Annotated in this window: 20 protein-coding genes and 2 tRNA genes; 12 read left to right on the top strand and 10 right to left on the bottom strand. The window is 61.3% G+C overall.

Annotation, left to right across the window (positions count from 1 at the left end):
- The first annotated feature begins 114 nt into the window (after positions 1 to 114).
- The 5 genes from metC to HG718_RS06255 are packed head-to-tail and all read left to right on the top strand — an operon-like array spanning position 115 to position 3,441.
- On the top strand, positions 115 to 1,269 hold the full coding sequence (metC, locus tag HG718_RS06275; RefSeq protein ID WP_160587780.1) for a cystathionine beta-lyase: 1,155 nt from the start codon (positions 115 to 117) through the stop codon (positions 1,267 to 1,269).
- Positions 1,266 to 2,093 (top strand): molybdate ABC transporter substrate-binding protein, encoded by an 828-nt coding sequence (gene modA, locus HG718_RS06270; RefSeq protein ID WP_160587779.1) that lies wholly within the window; start codon positions 1,266 to 1,268, stop codon positions 2,091 to 2,093. The genes metC and modA overlap by 4 nt, the downstream gene beginning before the upstream one ends.
- 3 nt (positions 2,094 to 2,096) lie before the next feature.
- Positions 2,097 to 2,780 (top strand): molybdate ABC transporter permease subunit, encoded by a 684-nt coding sequence (gene modB / locus HG718_RS06265; protein ID WP_160587778.1) that lies wholly within the window; start codon positions 2,097 to 2,099, stop codon positions 2,778 to 2,780.
- Positions 2,781 to 2,814: 34 nt separating this feature from the next.
- On the top strand, positions 2,815 to 3,027 hold the full coding sequence (locus HG718_RS06260; protein ID WP_160587777.1) for a biotin/lipoyl-binding carrier protein: 213 nt from the start codon (positions 2,815 to 2,817) through the stop codon (positions 3,025 to 3,027).
- Between the two features lie 3 nt (positions 3,028 to 3,030).
- On the top strand, positions 3,031 to 3,441 hold the full coding sequence (locus tag HG718_RS06255) for a c-type cytochrome (protein ID WP_160587776.1): 411 nt from the start codon (positions 3,031 to 3,033) through the stop codon (positions 3,439 to 3,441).
- On the opposite strand, the gene HG718_RS06250 is transcribed toward HG718_RS06255, so the two are convergent.
- From HG718_RS06250 to HG718_RS06240, 3 genes are all read right to left on the bottom strand, one after another.
- Positions 3,435 to 4,775, bottom strand: coding sequence for a D-arabinono-1,4-lactone oxidase (locus tag HG718_RS06250; protein WP_160587775.1), 1,341 nt, complete (start codon positions 4,773 to 4,775; stop codon positions 3,435 to 3,437). The two genes, HG718_RS06255 and HG718_RS06250, sit on opposite strands and share 7 nt — an antisense overlap.
- Before the next feature lie 163 nt (positions 4,776 to 4,938).
- Complete coding sequence (locus tag HG718_RS06245) at positions 4,939 to 6,309, bottom strand: DUF1329 domain-containing protein (protein WP_160587774.1); 1,371 nt, start codon at positions 6,307 to 6,309, stop codon at positions 4,939 to 4,941.
- A gap of 205 nt (positions 6,310 to 6,514) precedes the next feature.
- Complete coding sequence (locus HG718_RS06240) at positions 6,515 to 7,297, bottom strand: tetratricopeptide repeat protein (RefSeq protein WP_160587773.1); 783 nt, start codon at positions 7,295 to 7,297, stop codon at positions 6,515 to 6,517.
- Between the two features lie 260 nt (positions 7,298 to 7,557).
- Between HG718_RS06240 and HG718_RS06235 the strand changes: the two genes are divergently transcribed.
- Positions 7,558 to 9,546 carry a TonB-dependent receptor domain-containing protein gene (locus HG718_RS06235; protein WP_160587772.1) on the top strand — a complete coding sequence of 663 codons (1,989 nt, stop codon included), beginning with the start codon at positions 7,558 to 7,560 and terminating at the stop codon, positions 9,544 to 9,546.
- Complete coding sequence (locus HG718_RS06230) at positions 9,543 to 10,664, top strand: PepSY-associated TM helix domain-containing protein (protein ID WP_170080187.1); 1,122 nt, start codon at positions 9,543 to 9,545, stop codon at positions 10,662 to 10,664. Before HG718_RS06235 ends, HG718_RS06230 begins: the two co-directional genes overlap by 4 nt.
- Before the next feature lie 23 nt (positions 10,665 to 10,687).
- Here HG718_RS06230 and HG718_RS06225 read toward each other — a convergent pair.
- The 7 genes from HG718_RS06225 to HG718_RS06195 form a co-directional block, all read right to left on the bottom strand.
- Positions 10,688 to 10,764 (bottom strand) — tRNA-Arg (locus HG718_RS06225).
- 104 nt (positions 10,765 to 10,868) lie between these two features.
- Positions 10,869 to 11,177 (bottom strand): ETC complex I subunit, encoded by a 309-nt coding sequence (locus tag HG718_RS06220; RefSeq protein ID WP_027837807.1) that lies wholly within the window; start codon positions 11,175 to 11,177, stop codon positions 10,869 to 10,871.
- Between the two features lie 144 nt (positions 11,178 to 11,321).
- Positions 11,322 to 12,026 (bottom strand): TetR/AcrR family transcriptional regulator, encoded by a 705-nt coding sequence (locus HG718_RS06215; RefSeq protein ID WP_160587770.1) that lies wholly within the window; start codon positions 12,024 to 12,026, stop codon positions 11,322 to 11,324.
- Positions 12,027 to 12,205: 179 nt separating this feature from the next.
- Positions 12,206 to 12,282: transfer RNA gene (locus tag HG718_RS06210), tRNA-Pro, on the bottom strand.
- Between the two features lie 114 nt (positions 12,283 to 12,396).
- Complete coding sequence (locus HG718_RS06205; protein WP_160587769.1) at positions 12,397 to 12,876, bottom strand: PaaI family thioesterase; 480 nt, start codon at positions 12,874 to 12,876, stop codon at positions 12,397 to 12,399.
- Between the two features lie 33 nt (positions 12,877 to 12,909).
- Positions 12,910 to 13,416, bottom strand: a complete 507-nt coding sequence (locus HG718_RS06200; RefSeq protein ID WP_160587768.1) for a DUF192 domain-containing protein — start codon at positions 13,414 to 13,416, stop codon at positions 12,910 to 12,912.
- A 77-nt stretch (positions 13,417 to 13,493) separates the two neighbouring features.
- Positions 13,494 to 14,033 carry a cold-shock protein gene (locus HG718_RS06195; RefSeq protein ID WP_160587767.1) on the bottom strand — a complete coding sequence of 180 codons (540 nt, stop codon included), beginning with the start codon at positions 14,031 to 14,033 and terminating at the stop codon, positions 13,494 to 13,496.
- 336 nt (positions 14,034 to 14,369) lie between these two features.
- Here HG718_RS06195 and HG718_RS06190 point away from each other — a divergent pair, with 336 nt between their 5' ends.
- Genes HG718_RS06190 through HG718_RS06170 form a run of 5 tightly spaced genes read left to right on the top strand, consistent with a single transcriptional unit; the run spans position 14,370 to position 16,566 of the window.
- Positions 14,370 to 14,843 (top strand): Na+/H+ antiporter subunit E, encoded by a 474-nt coding sequence (locus HG718_RS06190; RefSeq protein WP_027837804.1) that lies wholly within the window; start codon positions 14,370 to 14,372, stop codon positions 14,841 to 14,843.
- Positions 14,844 to 14,856: 13 nt separating this feature from the next.
- Positions 14,857 to 15,165 carry an MrpF/PhaF family protein gene (locus HG718_RS06185; RefSeq protein WP_027837803.1) on the top strand — a complete coding sequence of 103 codons (309 nt, stop codon included), beginning with the start codon at positions 14,857 to 14,859 and terminating at the stop codon, positions 15,163 to 15,165.
- Positions 15,162 to 15,545 carry a monovalent cation/H(+) antiporter subunit G gene (gene mnhG, locus HG718_RS06180; protein WP_188658397.1) on the top strand — a complete coding sequence of 128 codons (384 nt, stop codon included), beginning with the start codon at positions 15,162 to 15,164 and terminating at the stop codon, positions 15,543 to 15,545. The genes HG718_RS06185 and mnhG overlap by 4 nt, the downstream gene beginning before the upstream one ends.
- Positions 15,542 to 16,120, top strand: a complete 579-nt coding sequence (locus HG718_RS06175; protein WP_036261224.1) for a DUF4040 domain-containing protein — start codon at positions 15,542 to 15,544, stop codon at positions 16,118 to 16,120. The genes mnhG and HG718_RS06175 overlap by 4 nt, the downstream gene beginning before the upstream one ends.
- Entirely contained in the window at positions 16,117 to 16,566 is a 450-nt protein-coding gene (locus HG718_RS06170; RefSeq protein WP_027837801.1) for a Na(+)/H(+) antiporter subunit B, read from the top strand. The genes HG718_RS06175 and HG718_RS06170 overlap by 4 nt, the downstream gene beginning before the upstream one ends.
- Positions 16,567 to 16,569: the final 3 nt, after the last annotated feature.

Here is a 16,569-nt window from a genome sequence, read left to right as displayed (position 1 = left end):
AAAGTCTCATGACGTCCGCTTGACCCGCCCGGTCGCCGCACCGCAGAAAAACACACTCCGTAACCGGAAAATCCGGCAGCGCTCATGCCGATCCGGCTCACGAAAGAGGCACTCATGAAGGACGAGACCAAGGCAGTCCATGCGGGTCGGGACCCGCACAACAACCACGGCATCGTCAATCCGCCCGTCTATCACGCCTCCACCATCCTCTACCCCACCTATGAGGATCTGAAGCACCCCAAGACGCGCGTGCAATATGGCCGCCGCGGTACACCAACGACTTTCGCGCTGGAAGACGCCGTGGTGGCACTCGAAGGGGGGCATGGCTGCAAGATCGTCCCGTCAGGCCTCAGCGCGGTTACCACCGCCCTGCTCGCCTTGCTCGGGTCCGGTGACCATCTGCTGATGACTGACAATGCCTACGGTCCAACCCGCACCTTCTGCGACACCTTCCTCAAGCGCATGGGCGTGGAAACCACCTATTACGATCCGACAATCGCCGGCGGTATCGCAGACCTGATCCGCGACACCACGAAAGTCGTTTTCACGGAAAGCCCCGGTTCCCTGACGTTTGAAGTGCAGGACATTCCGGCCATCGCGGACGCTGCCCATGCCAGGGGCGTGAAAGTGGTGCTCGACAACACATGGGCGTCCCCCCTCTTCTTCAAGCCTTACGAGCATGGGGTGGATGTCTCCATTCAGGCCGCGACGAAATACATCGTCGGCCATGCGGACACTCTGCTGGGCACCATCACCGCCAATCAGGAAACCTTCTCGGCCATTCACGCCGCACACGGACAATTGGGCCAATGCGCCGGGCCGGACGATATCTATCTCGCGCTTCGCGGCCTGCGCACCATGGATGTCCGCCTGAAACAGCACATGCAGCAGGGCATAGACTTCGCCAAATGGCTTGAAACGCGCGACGAAGTGGATTTTGTCCTGCATCCCGCATTGCCCAGTCACCCGCAACATGACCTGTGGAAGCGGGATTTCCTCGGGGCCAGCGGGCTTTTTTCGGCCGTCCTGAAACCCGTCAGCGACACGGCGCTGTCAGCCATGCTGGATGACCTCGAGCTATTCGGCATGGGCTATTCATGGGGCGGCTTTGAAAGCCTTGTCGTCCCTTCCGACCCTGCGAAGATCCGCACTGCAACGGGCTGGGACGCCCCCGGCCCCCTGCTCCGTTTCCACGTGGGCCTGGAAGCACTGGATGACCTCAAGGAAGATCTCGACAAGGGATTTCAACGCATGAAAGCCGTCTCGTGATCCTCAAGCCCCTGCGTCCTCTTCTGCTGCTGTCTGCTGTGCTGATCACGATGCTGGTCACCGTGCCGCGTGCCGCGCATGCGGATACGCCCGTGCTGGTCTTTGCCGCCGCAAGCCTGACCAACGCGGTGACGGAAATCGCACGCGCATTCGAGGCAGAAACAGGCCGGCCGGTCACGCCGGTCTTCGACGCTACATCGCGGGCAGCACGACAGATAACCGAAGGCGCACCCGCCCAAATGCTGATCGCCGCCAACCGCGACTGGGTTGATTGGCTGATCACCTGCGGCCAGGCAGAAGCCACATCCCGACAGGTCCTCGCGCGAAATACCCTGGTCCTCGTTGCCGCATCTAGAGCGGCAACCACGGACGAAGTGTTCTCCGAACAAAACCCGCTCCTCGATGTACGACGGTTTGCGATTGCCGACCCGGAGGGCGTTCCCGCCGGCATCTATGCGCGCCAGTCTCTTGAGGCGATCGGTATGTGGGACAGGTTGGAAGCACGTCTCATTCGCGGCGACAACGTCCGCACCGTCCTTGCATGGGTGGGTACCGGCGCAGCGGATGCCGGTCTCGTCTATGCCAGTGACGCCGCCATAGCGCCGCGTCTCGCCGTTGCCGCAGTGGTTCCGGATCATCTCCATGATGCGATCCTCTACGAGGCTGTGCTGACACGTGACGCCCCGGCGGAGGCTCAGGCCTTCCTGTCCTACCTTTCTTCGGATTCTGCGCGTAAAGTTTTCACGGGCTTCGGCTTTTCATCGCCGCCCCCAGCTGACCAGATCCAACCCCAACCGTCCCCAACGGCGGAGGCATGCGGGTAGGCCATGGGCAATATCACCGATGCAGAATGGCAGGCGCTCTGGGTGTCCGTCTCCGTTGCGGGAACCGGCCTCCTGGTCACCATGCCGCTTGCTCTTCTCACCGGCTGGGCGCTCGCCCGCTGGACATTCTGGGGCAAGACGGCCCTCGATATCCTCGTCCACCTGCCGCTTGTCATGCCGCCGGTTGCCCTCGGCTATCTGCTGCTCTTGGCACTCGGGCCCCGCGGACCATTGGGGAGCGTGCTGGATAGCTGGTTCGGTGTCAGTCTCGCCTTCTCGTGGTCCGGCGCTGTGCTTGTCGCGGCAGTCAGCGGCTTTCCCCTTGCCGTCCGCGCCATTCGTATTTCAGCTGAGAATGTGGAGGAGCGGCTGATGCAGGCCGCCCGCACGCTCGGCCAGTCGCCCCTTGGCGCATTCGTTACCGTCGCCCTGCCCTTGATGCTGCCCGGTATTGTCGCCGGCGCGGTGCTGGCTTTTGCCCGTGCCTTGGGCGAGTTCGGCGCGACAATCACTTTCGCCGCCTCCATTCCCGGCGAGACGCGCACCCTGCCCCTGGCCCTTCACAGTTTTCTGCAACTGCCCGGCGGCGAAGACGCGGCATTGCGCGTGCTGGCCCTATCGGTAACGGTGGCGGTCGCAGCGCTTGTCGCCTCCGAGATTCTCGTGCGCCGCGCCACGCGGCGTTGAGCCTGCCACCCGAAGCAAGGAAGAACTGCACCCGATGGATATCAAGTCCGAGATTTCCGGCAAGGTCTGGAAGATCGAAGCCACCCCCGGCACCGAAGTCGAAGAGGAAGATGCGATCGTCATCCTGGAATCCATGAAGATGGAAATCCCCGTAGCGGCACCACGCGATGGCAAGGTAACGGAGATACTGGTGGCCGAGGAAGACCTGGTGGAGGAAGGCCAGATCGTGGCCCGTATGGAGGACTGACCCATGCTGTATCCCTCTCTGCTGGCAACAGCCATGGCCGTCCTGCTCCTAGCGGTGCCGCATGCACCGGCCCTGGCACAGGATGGGGATGTCGTGGGCAATGCGCTGGCCGGCCAGGAATTGGCTCAGAACCTGTGCGCTCCCTGCCACGCCCTCAATGACGGGCAGCCGTCACCCAACGAGGCTGCACCGGGCTTCCCGAACCTTGCCCTCACATACCCGCCCGAACACTTGGCCGAGGGTTTCGCGGAAGGGATCGTTGTCGGCACCGATGCGCATATCGCCATGCCGCAATTCGAGATGACGCCGGAACAGATTAATGACCTGATTGCCTATCTCGACACAGTCCTGCCGCCGCCTCTGCCTTCAGCGGAAGATGCGGGGACGGACGGCATGGAAGCTGTGCCTCAATAAGCATCCTCGCCAAACAGGCGCGCCAGATAGGGCGTCAGGAAGACGCCCTCCGGATCAAGGCGCTTGCGGACAGCCTGAAAATCATCCCACCGCGGATAAAGCGGAGCCAGTTCCCGTGCGGTCAGCGTGTGCAGCTTGCCCCAATGCGGCCGCCCGCCATAGGCGCGGAAGATGGCTTCCGCCCCGTCGAACAGACGCCGATAGGGCTGGCGTGCATATTGGTGCAGGGAGATCGTGACACTATCGCGCCCGTAGAACGGGCTCAGCCACATATCATCCCCCTTGATGGTCCGGTATTCGAGCGGAAACAGGAAGTTGCCTCCGTTCTTGCGCATGTGGTCGGCAATCTCCCGCACGCAGTCAGGCCCATGCTCGATGGGCACCGCATATTCCATCTCGTTGAAGCGCACATTCCGCTCACTCGGAAACGCTTGATAAGCGTGGCGTATCTTCGCCTTGCCGGTGAACTCCCGCGCACCGAGCATCTCCGCGCCGGAGTTGCGCGTGAGAAACCGCTGCAGGGGCCCGCGCAGGAAAGGAAACACGCGCGACAGCTCGCAGCAGAACGTCATCACACGGTCTTCGAAATCACTCCCGGCAGACCGCGCGGGCCGCGCCGGTTCATCAGTGATGTTGAGCGTCTTGATGAGCACGTCATCGGCAAACGGAAACCAGAAGAACTCGAAATGCCGGTTGTCCCGCACCAGCGTGTCGAGTTGCTCAAACATGGCCTCCGCCTTCATGCGCCCGGTCATTTCGCTCAGCGTGTAGGCCGGCACGCATTGCAGGGTAAGTTCACTCAGCACCCCGAGCGCGCCGATGGAGACACGACCCGCGTCAAACACATCACGGTTCTCATCGGCATTGGCTTCGATGACGTCGCCACCCGCTGTTACCAGCTTCAGGCCAACCACCTGCGAAGAGACAGAACCGAGTGTCACCCCCGTCCCGTGCGTGCCGGTGGAAACAGCACCTGCGATCGACTGCTTGTTGATGTCGCCCTGATTGGCCAGCGCCAGACCGGCCTCCAGCAACGGCGCACCGAGATCGGCAATCTTTGTGCCCGCCTTGACCCGCACACGGCCGGTTGCTGCATCCGTGTCGATGATGCCTGCATGCCTGTCGATGTTGATCAGGCTGCCATCGGTAATGACGATGGGGGTGAAGGAATGGCCGGTGCCCGGCACGCGGATCGGCGTTGCGCCGTCATGGGAAGCATGGGTAATGGCGTCGGCAATCGCCGTCTCGTCTTCCGCCATGATCACACGTGATGGCGTACAGGTAAGCGCGCCGGACCAGTTGGTCCATGTCGCGCTATGGCTAGGCTGCGTCATTGTTTGTCTTGTCCCGCAGTTCGGTGCGTTTCTCTCTCGCGGGAAGCATCGGCGACTATGCGCGTCGATGCAATGCACCGCTGCGGATCCGATCTGATGCGGACATTAAAAAGCCCCCCGGACCGAGGTCCGGAGGGCTGTTCCAGTGGTTGTGTGTGAGCGCTTAGCGCACGCCGCGGCGGCGCAGGGCTGCCGGGGTCAGGAGATCTTCGTTCAGCTCGTCATAAGCGTAGTTGATCTCACGCTCCTGGTTCTTCAGGCCCTGCACGTTGTAGTAGCCGGCCTGGATGTCATAGGTGACGTCCGAGTTGTTCCAGCAGGTCGGCAGGTCATAATAGTTGATGATGTGACCTTCCTGCACACGCCACAGCTGGCCGCGGCTGTCATACATCTCGCCGGTGACCATGTTGTAGGTGTCTTCGTCGAAAGACATCACGCGGCGGGTGTAGATGTGACGCTGACCTTCGCGCAGCTTGCCTTCCGCCGTCCAGACGCGGTGCAGTTCATACCGCATCAGGTCCTGGTTCAGCGAATCCGCGTTCAGCATGTTCTCATACTCGTTCGACGGGTCGGCCCACTTGTAGGTGTTGTACGCGATGTACTTCTCCGACTTGCCCTGGTTGGTCCAGGTGTAGCGGTCCGGCGAACCGTTGAAGAGGTCGAACTGGTCCGTGGTCTGACGACCGTCGGAATAGCTCTGCGGGTTGTCGTAAGCCACGGTCGGCGCACGGCGCACACGCTTGGTGCCCGGGTTGTACTGCCACGCGTTACGGGCACCCTTCACCTGGTTGATGGTTTCGTGCACCAGCAGCAGCTCACCGGCACGGCGTGACGGCGCAATAACCGTCTGCAGATACTTGAGCGAGATGTTGTCGAGGCTCTCGAAGCTCTGCAGCGCCGGATCCGAGTAGGTGAAGATCACTTCGTCATAAACGGTAACCGGGGTGAAGCTGCCCGAGCCGTCCGGCGCGATCGACGCGAACTGGCGGTTCAGCTTGAAGCCGCGGTAGCGGAGATTGTGGTTCCACACCAGCTCCACGCCTTCCTGCGGGATCGGGAACGGAGCGGCGATCTTGGCGTTGGCAACACCGTTACCATCGGCCACGAGCTCGGCATTCAGCGCGTTGTACTTGAGCGCCTCGTTCACGAATTCCGGGTACGCGCAGTTACGGCGCGACGGGTAAACGATCATCTTGTAGTTGGCGACGTTGTCGAGCAGCGCCTTGTGCGTCTCGGTCAGCTTGTCGGCGTACTGCGCCTTGTTACTGCCATCGATGGTGAACAGCGGCTGATCATCGGCATAGGGGTCGGCGTAAAAGCCGCCCTGCTCATGTGCCGGCGTCGAGGCAAGCGGTTCCCAGGCCGGGATCGTGCCTTCTGCATTGCCCGCCTTTTCAGCGCCGATCGGCGTCAGTGAATTGCCGAGCTTGTCAGCTTCCGCCTGGCTCACCTTCGCTGCTGCCGGCACGGCCATCGCCGCTGCCGCAAGCAGCATGGCGGCGGCGCCAGCTGCGGTCTGGATCTTCGTACTCATTGTCAGTCCTCCTTGTGGGCCCCCCGGCCGTGGTTCCCAGTTGCGACAAGGGTTACACGGCCAGCCTGAACAAAACCGGTCCAAAGACAGTTAGGTTCTTAACTGTCGTTAACTATGCGCCTCACATACCACGATGGGAGAGGAAAGAAAGTGGAATTGCGGCACACGTCAGGGGCACTCGTAACGCGAAACCCTGAATCAAGTGTCAAATCGGGTCAAAAGATCTGGCGGCATCTACACCTTTTTTGATCTGCTCATTCGTCAATTTCGGTTCGAGCGCCGCGATAGCTTCGGCCGGATATTTGGGAAAGCCGTTTTCGTTCGACAGAAGATAGAACATGTAGGCCTTCACCAAATCCTGCTCGACGCCCTCTCCTTCCTCGTAAAGCACGCCGATATTGTACTGGCTGGCCGCGTGTCCCTTGCGGGCGGCCTGCTCATAAAGCTCTGCAGCCTTGGCCCGGTCCTTTGGCACACCAAAGCCCCAGTCATACGCGCTTCCGAGGTCTCCCATCGCCCGGGCTTCGCCCATCTCAGCGGATTTGCGAAGCCACTCCACGCCTTTTTCCAGGTCGATGGGCACTGCCTGTCCGTCCATGTAGGTAGCACCAACGCGGTAAGCTGCCCCTGCATCCCCATTTGCTGCGGCTTCCTGCCACACCATCAGGGCCTCGGGATAAAGTCCGCGCCGATAAAGGTCGAACCCGCCCTGCTCGGTCCGGGGAGCCTCCGCCACCACTTTCGCGATGGCCTCCGGATCGCCTGCCAGGGGCCGTGGCGCTTCCGCGGCCGGCTTGTTGGCTTCTTCCAGCGTATCAGCCTGGCGCTCGGCGGCATCCACAGGGGTGGTCGGCTCGGCAATGGAAACCCCGGCCCAGATCAGGGCTGCGGCTGCCAGGCTGCCCCCGAGGACCGGCAGAGCCGTCAGGCGGCTGCTGCGGCGCTGTGTCGTGGAACCGTGACCGGCGGTCTCGATTGGATCGGCCATCTGTTTTCTCCCGGATGTTCCAGCATTTGTGTGAGTCCTGCTGGTAACCACAATCTTGGGTAAAAACGTGGCGCTTTACAGAGGTTCCCCGCAAGTTACGGCTTCGTCAGGCATCTCACGTTGCTGTGTGGATCGCGCATCCCTTCGCCTCAAGCCAAATTTCCCCACAGACAGTATGCGAATAAGAATCGATTGCAAATGAAGCGGGTCTCGCCTAGGCATTGCGAATTGTTCGCAAATAGGGACTAGGGGGAAATACTATGTCCACGAATGATTTGACCTGCCGGCACACCGGCAGGGCGCGCATTGCCACGGCCTCATCCGCTGCATTTACGATTGCAGCCTATCTCACATCAATCACCTCACCTGCCCTGGCCGAAGTCTATGACCTCGAGCCCATCGTGGTGAAGGTCAACGCCATCCATCCTTCGCAGACGGTCCGCAGTGAAGTGGAGAACATGTTCACCAATCCGCGCTCGGCATCCGGTGTGGGGGGCAGCGAAATCCAGAACCTCAATGCCATCAACACGAGTGATGCCCTTCGCTTCACCACGACAGGCATGGTCAACCAGCCATTCTCCGGCGACCGTTTCGGTGGTGGCACCAAGATCCGGACATTCGGGGACTGGGGCGCATCCACATCCATCGACGGGCTGCCGGCCGTGAAGTTCGCGGACGAAGAAGGCGGCGGCTACTCAAGCTCCCGTATTCCCACAATCGCGATTGACCGCATCGCAATCCAGAAAGGCGGTCGCGGCGTTCAATATGGTGACGGCACCGATGGCGGCGTGGTGGAAACCTCGATCAAGTCAGGCCGCGGATATGACCGCCATCTTGCAGGCACCGTGGACATCAGCACGGCCGAAGAACGCGTGTACCAGCTGGAAGCCGCGCACGGCGAGAAGTACTGGGACATCTACGCAGCCGGGCGGATCTTTGACGGCAATTACGGCGGCGAACCGGCCAATCTCGACAAGCAGGATATCGAAGGGGCCGTCGCCAAGGTGGGGCTGAACCCGTCTGACAGCACGCGCATTGAGGCTCTCGCGATCGTCAACGACTCTGAGACACGCATTTTCCGTGGCGGCACGACCAACGACATCGATTCCGAAAGCCTGTTCCTGTCAGCAACGGTTGACCATGCTTTCAATGACGCGGTCAGCACCCGGGTCGGGTATCTCTACTCGGACACCGACACGCTGTGGCCGGCGCGATCACGTGACCGCAGCATCGAGATCGGAACAGCCTTCGGCGACCTCTACCACACCCGTTCCCTGGCGGACGGTGTGGACTATGCAGGCTCCATCGGCTTCGAGCACAAGCACACCAACTACCTGCGCGACAATCAGTGGGACGCCGAGTTCACGGACATCTCTGTCAAGCATTCAAGCGCGGTGACCTTCGACCACAATCTCACTCTTACCGCGGGCCTGCGCCACACCTGGTTCGAGAATGACATCAAGCTCAATGGTGTAAAGCAGCCCGATAATCTGCGCACGGACAGCCTCTTCAGCTGGGAAGCCGGTGCTGCCTACTCAGTCTTCGACATGACCCGTATCCGCGCCAATGTGGCCTCCGGTTACAATCGCTTTTACGAGAAGTACGGCAATTTCGGCACGGACGCGCTTAACCCGGCAGGTGCTGGCGACGAGATCGTCGAGTCCCTTACCTATGAAGTCGGTATCAACCAGGGCTGGGGTTGGGGCTACGCGGATGTCGCTGTCTACACCACCGAGCAGCAGAACGTGCCGCGGCGTGACGCCGGTGCCATTCAAAACGTCACTGTCGATCAGTCGGGCGTCGAACTCGAAGTCTATGCCGACGTCACCGATGACTTCTCAGCTTCCCTTGGCTACGTCCACATCTTTGAGCTGGAAGCCGAGCGGGCTGACGGCACCAAGGCCAATGGCAGCATCTTTTTCGGCTCCAACGGCGTCAACGTGCCGGAGCATCAGGCAACCTTGCGTCTTGATTACCGGATTACAGATGACGTGTCTCTGTGGGGTGCTGGTCTTGTAAGCGACGGCTACACACAAACAGATGCAAATGGCGTGACCACCGAGCGCAAGAGCTTCGAGCGCATTGATCTGGGCGCTGCCTGGCGTATCAACGAGCATGTCGCCTTGCGTGTCCGGGGTGAGAACATCACCGACGAGAAGGATTACGGTCAGACGCTCGAAGGTGCCCCGACAAACACGGTCGGCAAGCTCGGTAGCGTTTTCTGGCTCGGGGCTGACTTCACCCTATGAGCGGAAACCGGACAGGCTCCTGGTGGCCTGCATACAAGGCAGTGCGGCGGGCCCATCTGTGGCTCGCCGCTCTGGCATCCCTGCCCCTGGTGATCCTCAGCATCACCGGGGCTTTGCTTGTCTTCGGACACGAAATCGAGGCGGCCCTCTGGCCTGCTGAATGGCAGGTAGACGGCAGCCTGGAGCCGCTGCCATTTGAGGAACTGGTCGCCCGCTTCGACAGGCAATTGCCCGGCATACCAATCGCTGCAATTGCCATGGAGCAGCCCAAGGGCCACGCCTGGACCTTCTGGCTGGGAAATGGTCAGGGCGTGGCCAATGTGGACCCCGCGACAGGCGCAGTGCTGAAGCATTATCAGCAGAATGACACCCTCTACGGTTTCGTCCGTGCCTTGCATCGATGGTTGCTTGTACCGGGAGACGCGCGGTCATGGGCCAGGCACCTGGTTTCCGTGACTGCCTTGATCCTCATTATACAGATTATCGTTGGCACATGGATGTGGGCCCTGCCACCGAAGCGCATGAAGAGGCTAACGATCCCGCGGCGTGGCAGCACACATCTCATCGTGCAACGGGCCCATTCCGTGACAGCGCTTGTAACCGGGGCAATCCTCGCGCTGATCGCCTTCACCGGGATCTCGTTCAACTGGCACGACACCGCAGAAGCGGTTGTCAGTAGCGTGACCTTCGGCCCGGTCAGGAAACCGGGCGACATCAGCGCGCAGGCAATTGCCGGACAACGCGACATCGATCGCGCCGTTGCAGCCGCGCTCGACGCCGTGCCGGATGCGAAGCTCAAATCCGTCAATGTGCCGAAGCTAAACACGCAACCCGTGAATATACGCGTTGGCACCCCTGATGCCTTGAATGTCACCCTCGTCCGCGTGCACCCTGTCAGCGGCGATGTTTTCGATATCCACCATGCCGCGCATCACAACACCGCCACCGCATTCATGCAGATGGCCTACAAGCTTCATGTCGGGGATTTCTGGGGCCTGCCCGTGCGCATCCTGTGGCTTCTTCTGGCCCTGGCGCCTGCGGCCTATGTCATCAGCGGGTTCTGGCTCTATGCAAACCGGACAGGGCTGCGCCGCCGCCGGCAGCCGCGGAAGCCATAGCTGGAAATCAGATGCCGGATAACTGGCACGCCCGGCAGGACTCGAACCTGCAACCTACGGCTTAGAAGGCCGTTGCTCTATCCGGTTGAGCTACGGGCGCTGAGCTGTCATATGGTCCACCGGGGACACCTCGGCACGAGGTCGCCGGACCGTGGTCCCGGCCCTCGCCCCCTGACCTAAGGCCTCAAACCAAAGTCCCGAAACCTAGTGCGTCCAGTTGCCGTCCACGCGATCGGAGCGGAAATTATCGGAATAGGATTTCGGGCGTGCCGCGCGGGGCTGCTCATCGAACACCTGATACGGGATCTTGTGCTTTTCCGCATAGGCCACGGCCTCATCGCGGGTTTCAAAGCGCAGGGTCACCTGGGTGTTCATGTCGCCGGAACTTGTCCACCCCATCAGCGGATCGATTTCCCGGGCCGAGGATGGCTCATGCTCAAGCACCCAGTAATGCGTTTTAGCCGTACCGGACTGCATGGCCGTCTTGGCCGGCTTGTAGATGCGCGCCACCATGGTGTGCCCATTCCCCTCGTGCTGGATCAATCGCGAAAAACGGCGCCTCTAACGCCCGAACTTCCAAACTGTATGGCGGATGATGCGGTCCGGATGCAAGCACCAAGAAACAGCCTGATACCTGCTGGTAAAGCAGCCCTTCGGTCAGCCTCTCTGGCGGGCCCGGATCATGTCGGTCAGGCTGTCCATCAGCTCGCGTTCCACGTCCAACGGCTCTTTCTTGAGCTCAGGTGCCAGCCGCTGCAGCTCCGCAAGGAACTCGGGCGGCGGCGTGGAGAACTGCTGCAAGCCTATCGCAAGCGCATAGGCCCGCGTCAAAAGGGTTCGGCCGCCGCCGGCCTCAAGCCCGCAGGCCTCTTCAAGTGCGGCCCCAATGGTCTGCATCCGCCCCATGAGATGCGTCTTGAAGGCAATCACCGCTTCCATGCCTGCTCCGGGCTCAAGCTGCGTATAGAGCAGGCTCAACAGGTTGAGCAGGGCATGCGGCTCCAGCAGCGCATCCGTCATCGCCCGGGCGAGAAATTCCGGCGACTTGTCATCTTCACGAAAGCGCGCTTCCAGCGTGTCGAAGCACATGTCGATCTTGCGGGTCAGCACCGCCAGAAACAGCGCTTCCTTGCTGGGGTAGTAGAGATAGACCGTGCCCTTCGCCAGCCCCGCGCGCTTTGCGATCTCGAGGATGGTGATGTCGTGATAGCTCGCCTGCGTCAGCGCCTCTTCGGCAGCCAGCATCAATGCCTCGGCGCGGGCCTGCTTGGCCTCGGGCGCCCGGGCCTTGCGCGTGCCGGTGCGCCGCGATGCGCCCTGCTGCGTGGTGGATTTTGCCTGTGCGGCGGCTGAGGACGTCAAGACTAGCGGCCTTTCCGGCTTGAACTGTTGGGACGCAGGCGACTCGCAGCCGCCCTGCCCGATGCAAAACATACGCAAGCCTGCGCCTGTTCCCAAGGAGACAATTGCGCACATGACAGAACGTCACCGGGCGCATCTCTGTCAATGATGGCCTGTAAGTCATTGAAATTTTGGAAAAATGGTCGGGGCAGCAAGATTCGAACTTGCGACCCCCTGCTCCCAAAGCAGGTGCGCTACCAGGCTGCGCTATGCCCCGACAGGCGGGACGGCGGGCCAGATACTGGCTCCAGGCTCCGTCCGGACGCGGGACATTGGCTCATGCCGCCGCGCCCTGCAAGGCGTTTTCCGGCACCAAGGCCTCCTCGCCCGTTCAGCGTACCTTCTGGTGGCGCCCCATCAGTTTGAAAACACCTGTCGCATGCAGAATAGGCCGCGTTTTCACGTGAACTCTGGCCTCCACGAACGCCACTGACCGTGTTGCGCGGGTGACTGTTGCTGTCCCCTCGACCCAGTCTCCCACCTTCGCGATGGACAGGAAGTCCACATTGAGCCGGATGGTCAGCCCGACGATATCCGTCGCCCGCCACACAGCCGTGCCCATCAGCCCGTCGGCAAAGGCCGTCACCAGCCCGCCATGGACGATGCCCATGCCGTTGCAATGCTGTTCCGCCGCACGAAAGGCATGAACGAAGCTGCCGTCTTCATTGATCTTGTGAAAGAACGGACCGTTATGGGTCGTGAAGGGCCCGCGATTGGTGCTCTCTTCAAAACCCGCCGGCGGATTGGGCCCGGCAGTAGCCCCACCGTCCTTTAATCCGGTCTCGTCGGATGTTCTGTCTTTGGTGCTCATGTCAGCCGAGGTAGCGCAGCAGGGCCATGCCTGTCACGGGCTATTCGCTGATTGATCATCCTCAGCGAAGATCGGGTGAACCACCCGGTCCCCCACTGCGATGCCCCGCGCTGAGACGACGCCCGCATTGACCTCAAGCACACTGGCCACCGGATAGCGCGACGAAATAAGCGCCTCGGAGCCGGGCACGGTGTTCTCGGCAATATGGGCAATCCGGCCCGCTTCTGTGATGAAGATCATGTCCAGCGACAGCGGCGTGTTGCGCATCCACATGGTGACGATGCGGCTGTCGCCGAAATCGAACAGCATGCCCGCATCGGCCGCCAGATCCGTGCGGAACATCAGCCCGGTTCGCCGCGTCTCATCGGTATCCGCAAGTTCAACGATGAAGGTCTGCGGTCCCGCGCGCGTCTCGATGACAAGGCTGGAGGCGGCGCCACCATCGGGTGTGCCGCCACCCTCGCTGTCCGCACAAGCCGTAACAAAAGGTACGGCGACCAGGATAAAGGCAGCCGCAATGGCTCGCCGAAGATAACGCACGACAAGCAACTCCAGTTCAGTCGGTCCTCAGGGCCGTCCCACCCGCTCCTGGAGCAGGCAAGCTCTTCCCGGGAAGCCTATTCGTCCACGCGGATGCTGGCCACCATCAGTCCCTTGTCGCCCTCTCCAAAGCGAACACGGACGGTCTGGCCCTGGCGCAGTTCCCGCAGGCCTGCTTCCCGAAGGGTCTCCATGTGAACGAAGATATCCGGCGTGCCTTCGCCACGGGTGACGAAGCCATAGCCTTTGGCCCGGTTGAACCACTTGACCTCGGCTTCTTCCTCTTCACCGATGGCAACAACACGGCTTGCCCGCGCGGACATCACCGGCTTGGCCGGTTCAACCTGCTGGGGAACTTCCTTGGCGGTGCTGTCATCCACATCGATGACGCGCAGCGCCTGCAATCCCTTGGCTCGCTTCACCGCCTCGCATTCGACGGTTGCCCCTTCCCTGGCCGCATCCAGGCCGGCCTGCTTCAGGCAGGACATGTGCAGCAGAACATCTGCTGACCCGTCCTCGGGGACAATGAAACCGTAGCCCTTTGTCGTATCGAACCACTTCACAACGCCTGTTACGCGGAATGCGAGTTCGGCGTCACTCGCGGCATCTCCCTGCATGTGTGCTTGCGTATCCGCCACCCTATACCCCCGGCGATTTCGCGTTTCTCGTTTGGGCTCTTGTTGGATTGGACTTGTTGTGAGCCGCTTGTTCTTGGCGGGAGTTTGAGCGCCCGTTCTTATAGTTAAGTGCGGCAAGATAACACAGTCGAATAGTGGGGAGAAGCAGAAGCGCAATCATCTGCACGCAAAAGAGGCCGGTTTCCGCATTTTCTTGCCCTCCTGTCTCCGGTTCTGCTGGCCATCGGCGACCTCGCCCGCTATCAAGAAACAAGCCCGCTGCGCGGTGATTTGCGCCAATGACCGGGCTGTGTTTGGGGAGTTTGGCGGGAAATCATGCTGCGCGGTCTTTTCCTTGCGCTCGGTTTGTTCGGCCTCTGGCTGTTGCTGTCTGGCGTCTACAAGCCACTTTGGATCGGCCTCGGCGCGGCATCCGCCATTGCGGTCACCTTCTTGCTGGCGCGAATGGATGTGCTTGATTCGGAAGGTGTGCCGCTGCAGATGCGCACCAGCACCCTTCCCTACTGGGCATGGCTGCAGGCAGAAATCGTCAAGGCCAATATCGCGGTGACGCGAATCCTTCTGCGCCCGAAGCTCGACATTTCTCCGGCTATCACCCGCGTGAAGCCCACCCAGGCAACAGATATCGGCCGGGTGACCTTTGCCAATTCAATCACCCTCACACCGGGCACCGTCACCGTTGATGCCGATGGCAGCGAATTCATCGTGCACGCCATCGACGAGGCCTTTGCCGATCCCGACGGCCTTGCGGACATGGACCGCCGGGTCACTGAAATCGAACAACGTTAGGACGGCGGATCTGATGTTCTTTGCTGCCTGTCTTGCCGTGCTTGCCGCCATGCTGCTGACGCTGGTGCGTCTGTTCGCAGGCCCAAGCCTCTATGACCGGGTGCTGGCGCTCAATGCGTTCGGCACCAAGACCGTGCTGATGATCGGCCTTGTCGGCTTTCTCACCGGCCGGCCGGACTTCATGGACATCGCCCTGCTCTACGCCCTGATCAATTTCGTGGGCACCATCGCGGTCCTCAAGTTCTTCCGATACCGCGTGCTCGGCGACATTGCAGAGCTCGATGCAGATCAGTCTGCGGGCAAGCCGGGGGCAGGATCATGATCGACGCAGCCCTGATCGATATCGTTCTCGACATCGCCTCCGGTCTCCTGCTTGCGGCCGGCTGCTTCTTCGTGCTGATCGGCGCCATCGGTGTCCTGAGACTGCCGGACTTCTACACACGCATGCATGCGGCCGGCGTCACCGACACGCTGGGCGCGGAACTGATCCTGCTGGCGATGATCCTGCAGGCAGGCTTCAGCCTCGTGACAGTTAAGCTGGTCGCGATCCTCTTCTTCCTGTTCTTCACGAGCCCCACATCCACCCATGCCGTTGCCAACGCCGCCTGGACTGCCGGGCTGCGGCCACTGCTGGGCAAGCGCCTTGAAAAGGGAGAAGGCGGCGGACCGGTATCGGACGACGCACAGGAGGTGACACGGTGACCGCCATCATTGTCGATCTCGTGCTTTTTACGCTGCTGATTGCTGTCGCCATTCAGATCGTGCGTCTCGATCATCTGTTTGCCGTCACCATGCTGTCAGGCGTGTTCAGCCTGCTGACGGCGGCACTGTTCATCACCATGGATGCCCCGGACGTGGCCTTTACCGAAGCCGCCGTGGGCGCGGGCATCTCGACGGTGCTGATGCTCGGCACGTTGGCGCTTGTGCCGGGCACCCAGAAGGCCGTGAGGAAGGCACAGACCATTCCGCTTGTCGTGGTCATCGCAACGGGATTGGCCCTCATCTACTCAACACTCGACATGCCGGCCTTTGGTGACCCGGAAGCTCCGGCCCAGCAGCACGTCGCGCCCTACTACATCAATGAAACACCCGGCGACATCGATGTCCCCAATATCGTGACGGCCGTGCTCGCCAGCTATCGCGGCTTCGATACGCTGGGCGAAGTTGTGGTGGTGTTCATGGCCGGTGCGGGCGTCCTGGCCCTGTTGGGGCACAAGCCATTGGGCCGCCTTGTCGGCCGTGCCTCGGTCCGCGGTCGGCGGGAGGAAGAGGAATGAACCATCACATCGTTCTCCGGGTGGTGACGAAGATCCTCATCGCCCCCATCGTGCTCTTCGGCCTCTATGTGCAGTTCCATGGTGATTTCGGCGCCGGCGGGGGCTTCCAGGCGGGTGTCATCGTCGCGGTCGGCTTTATCCTCTACGGGCTCATCTTCGGCCTGACGACGACGCGCCGCGTGATGCCCCTGTCCGTTGTGCGCACCTGCGCATGCCTGGGCGTCCTTATCTATGCAGGCGTCGGCGTGGTCACCATGTTCTATGGCGGCAATTTCCTCGACTATGACGTGCTCTCCAAGGACCCGGAGAATTACGCAGTCGCGGGACAGCATCTGGGCATCCTGCTTATCGAGGCAGGCGTCGGGCTGACGGTGGCAAGCGTGATGGTGCTTGTCTTCTACGGGTTCGCGGATGCCGCGGGCCCCATCAATGACGAGGAGTGGTAGGCG

Origin of the sequence: Pyruvatibacter mobilis, from assembly GCF_012848855.1 — a bacterium.
Classification (GTDB): Bacteria; Pseudomonadota; Alphaproteobacteria; order CGMCC-115125; family CGMCC-115125; genus Pyruvatibacter; species Pyruvatibacter mobilis.
The sequence above is the reverse complement of the archived record's forward strand: the minus strand, read 5'-3'. Positions and strand labels throughout refer to the sequence as shown.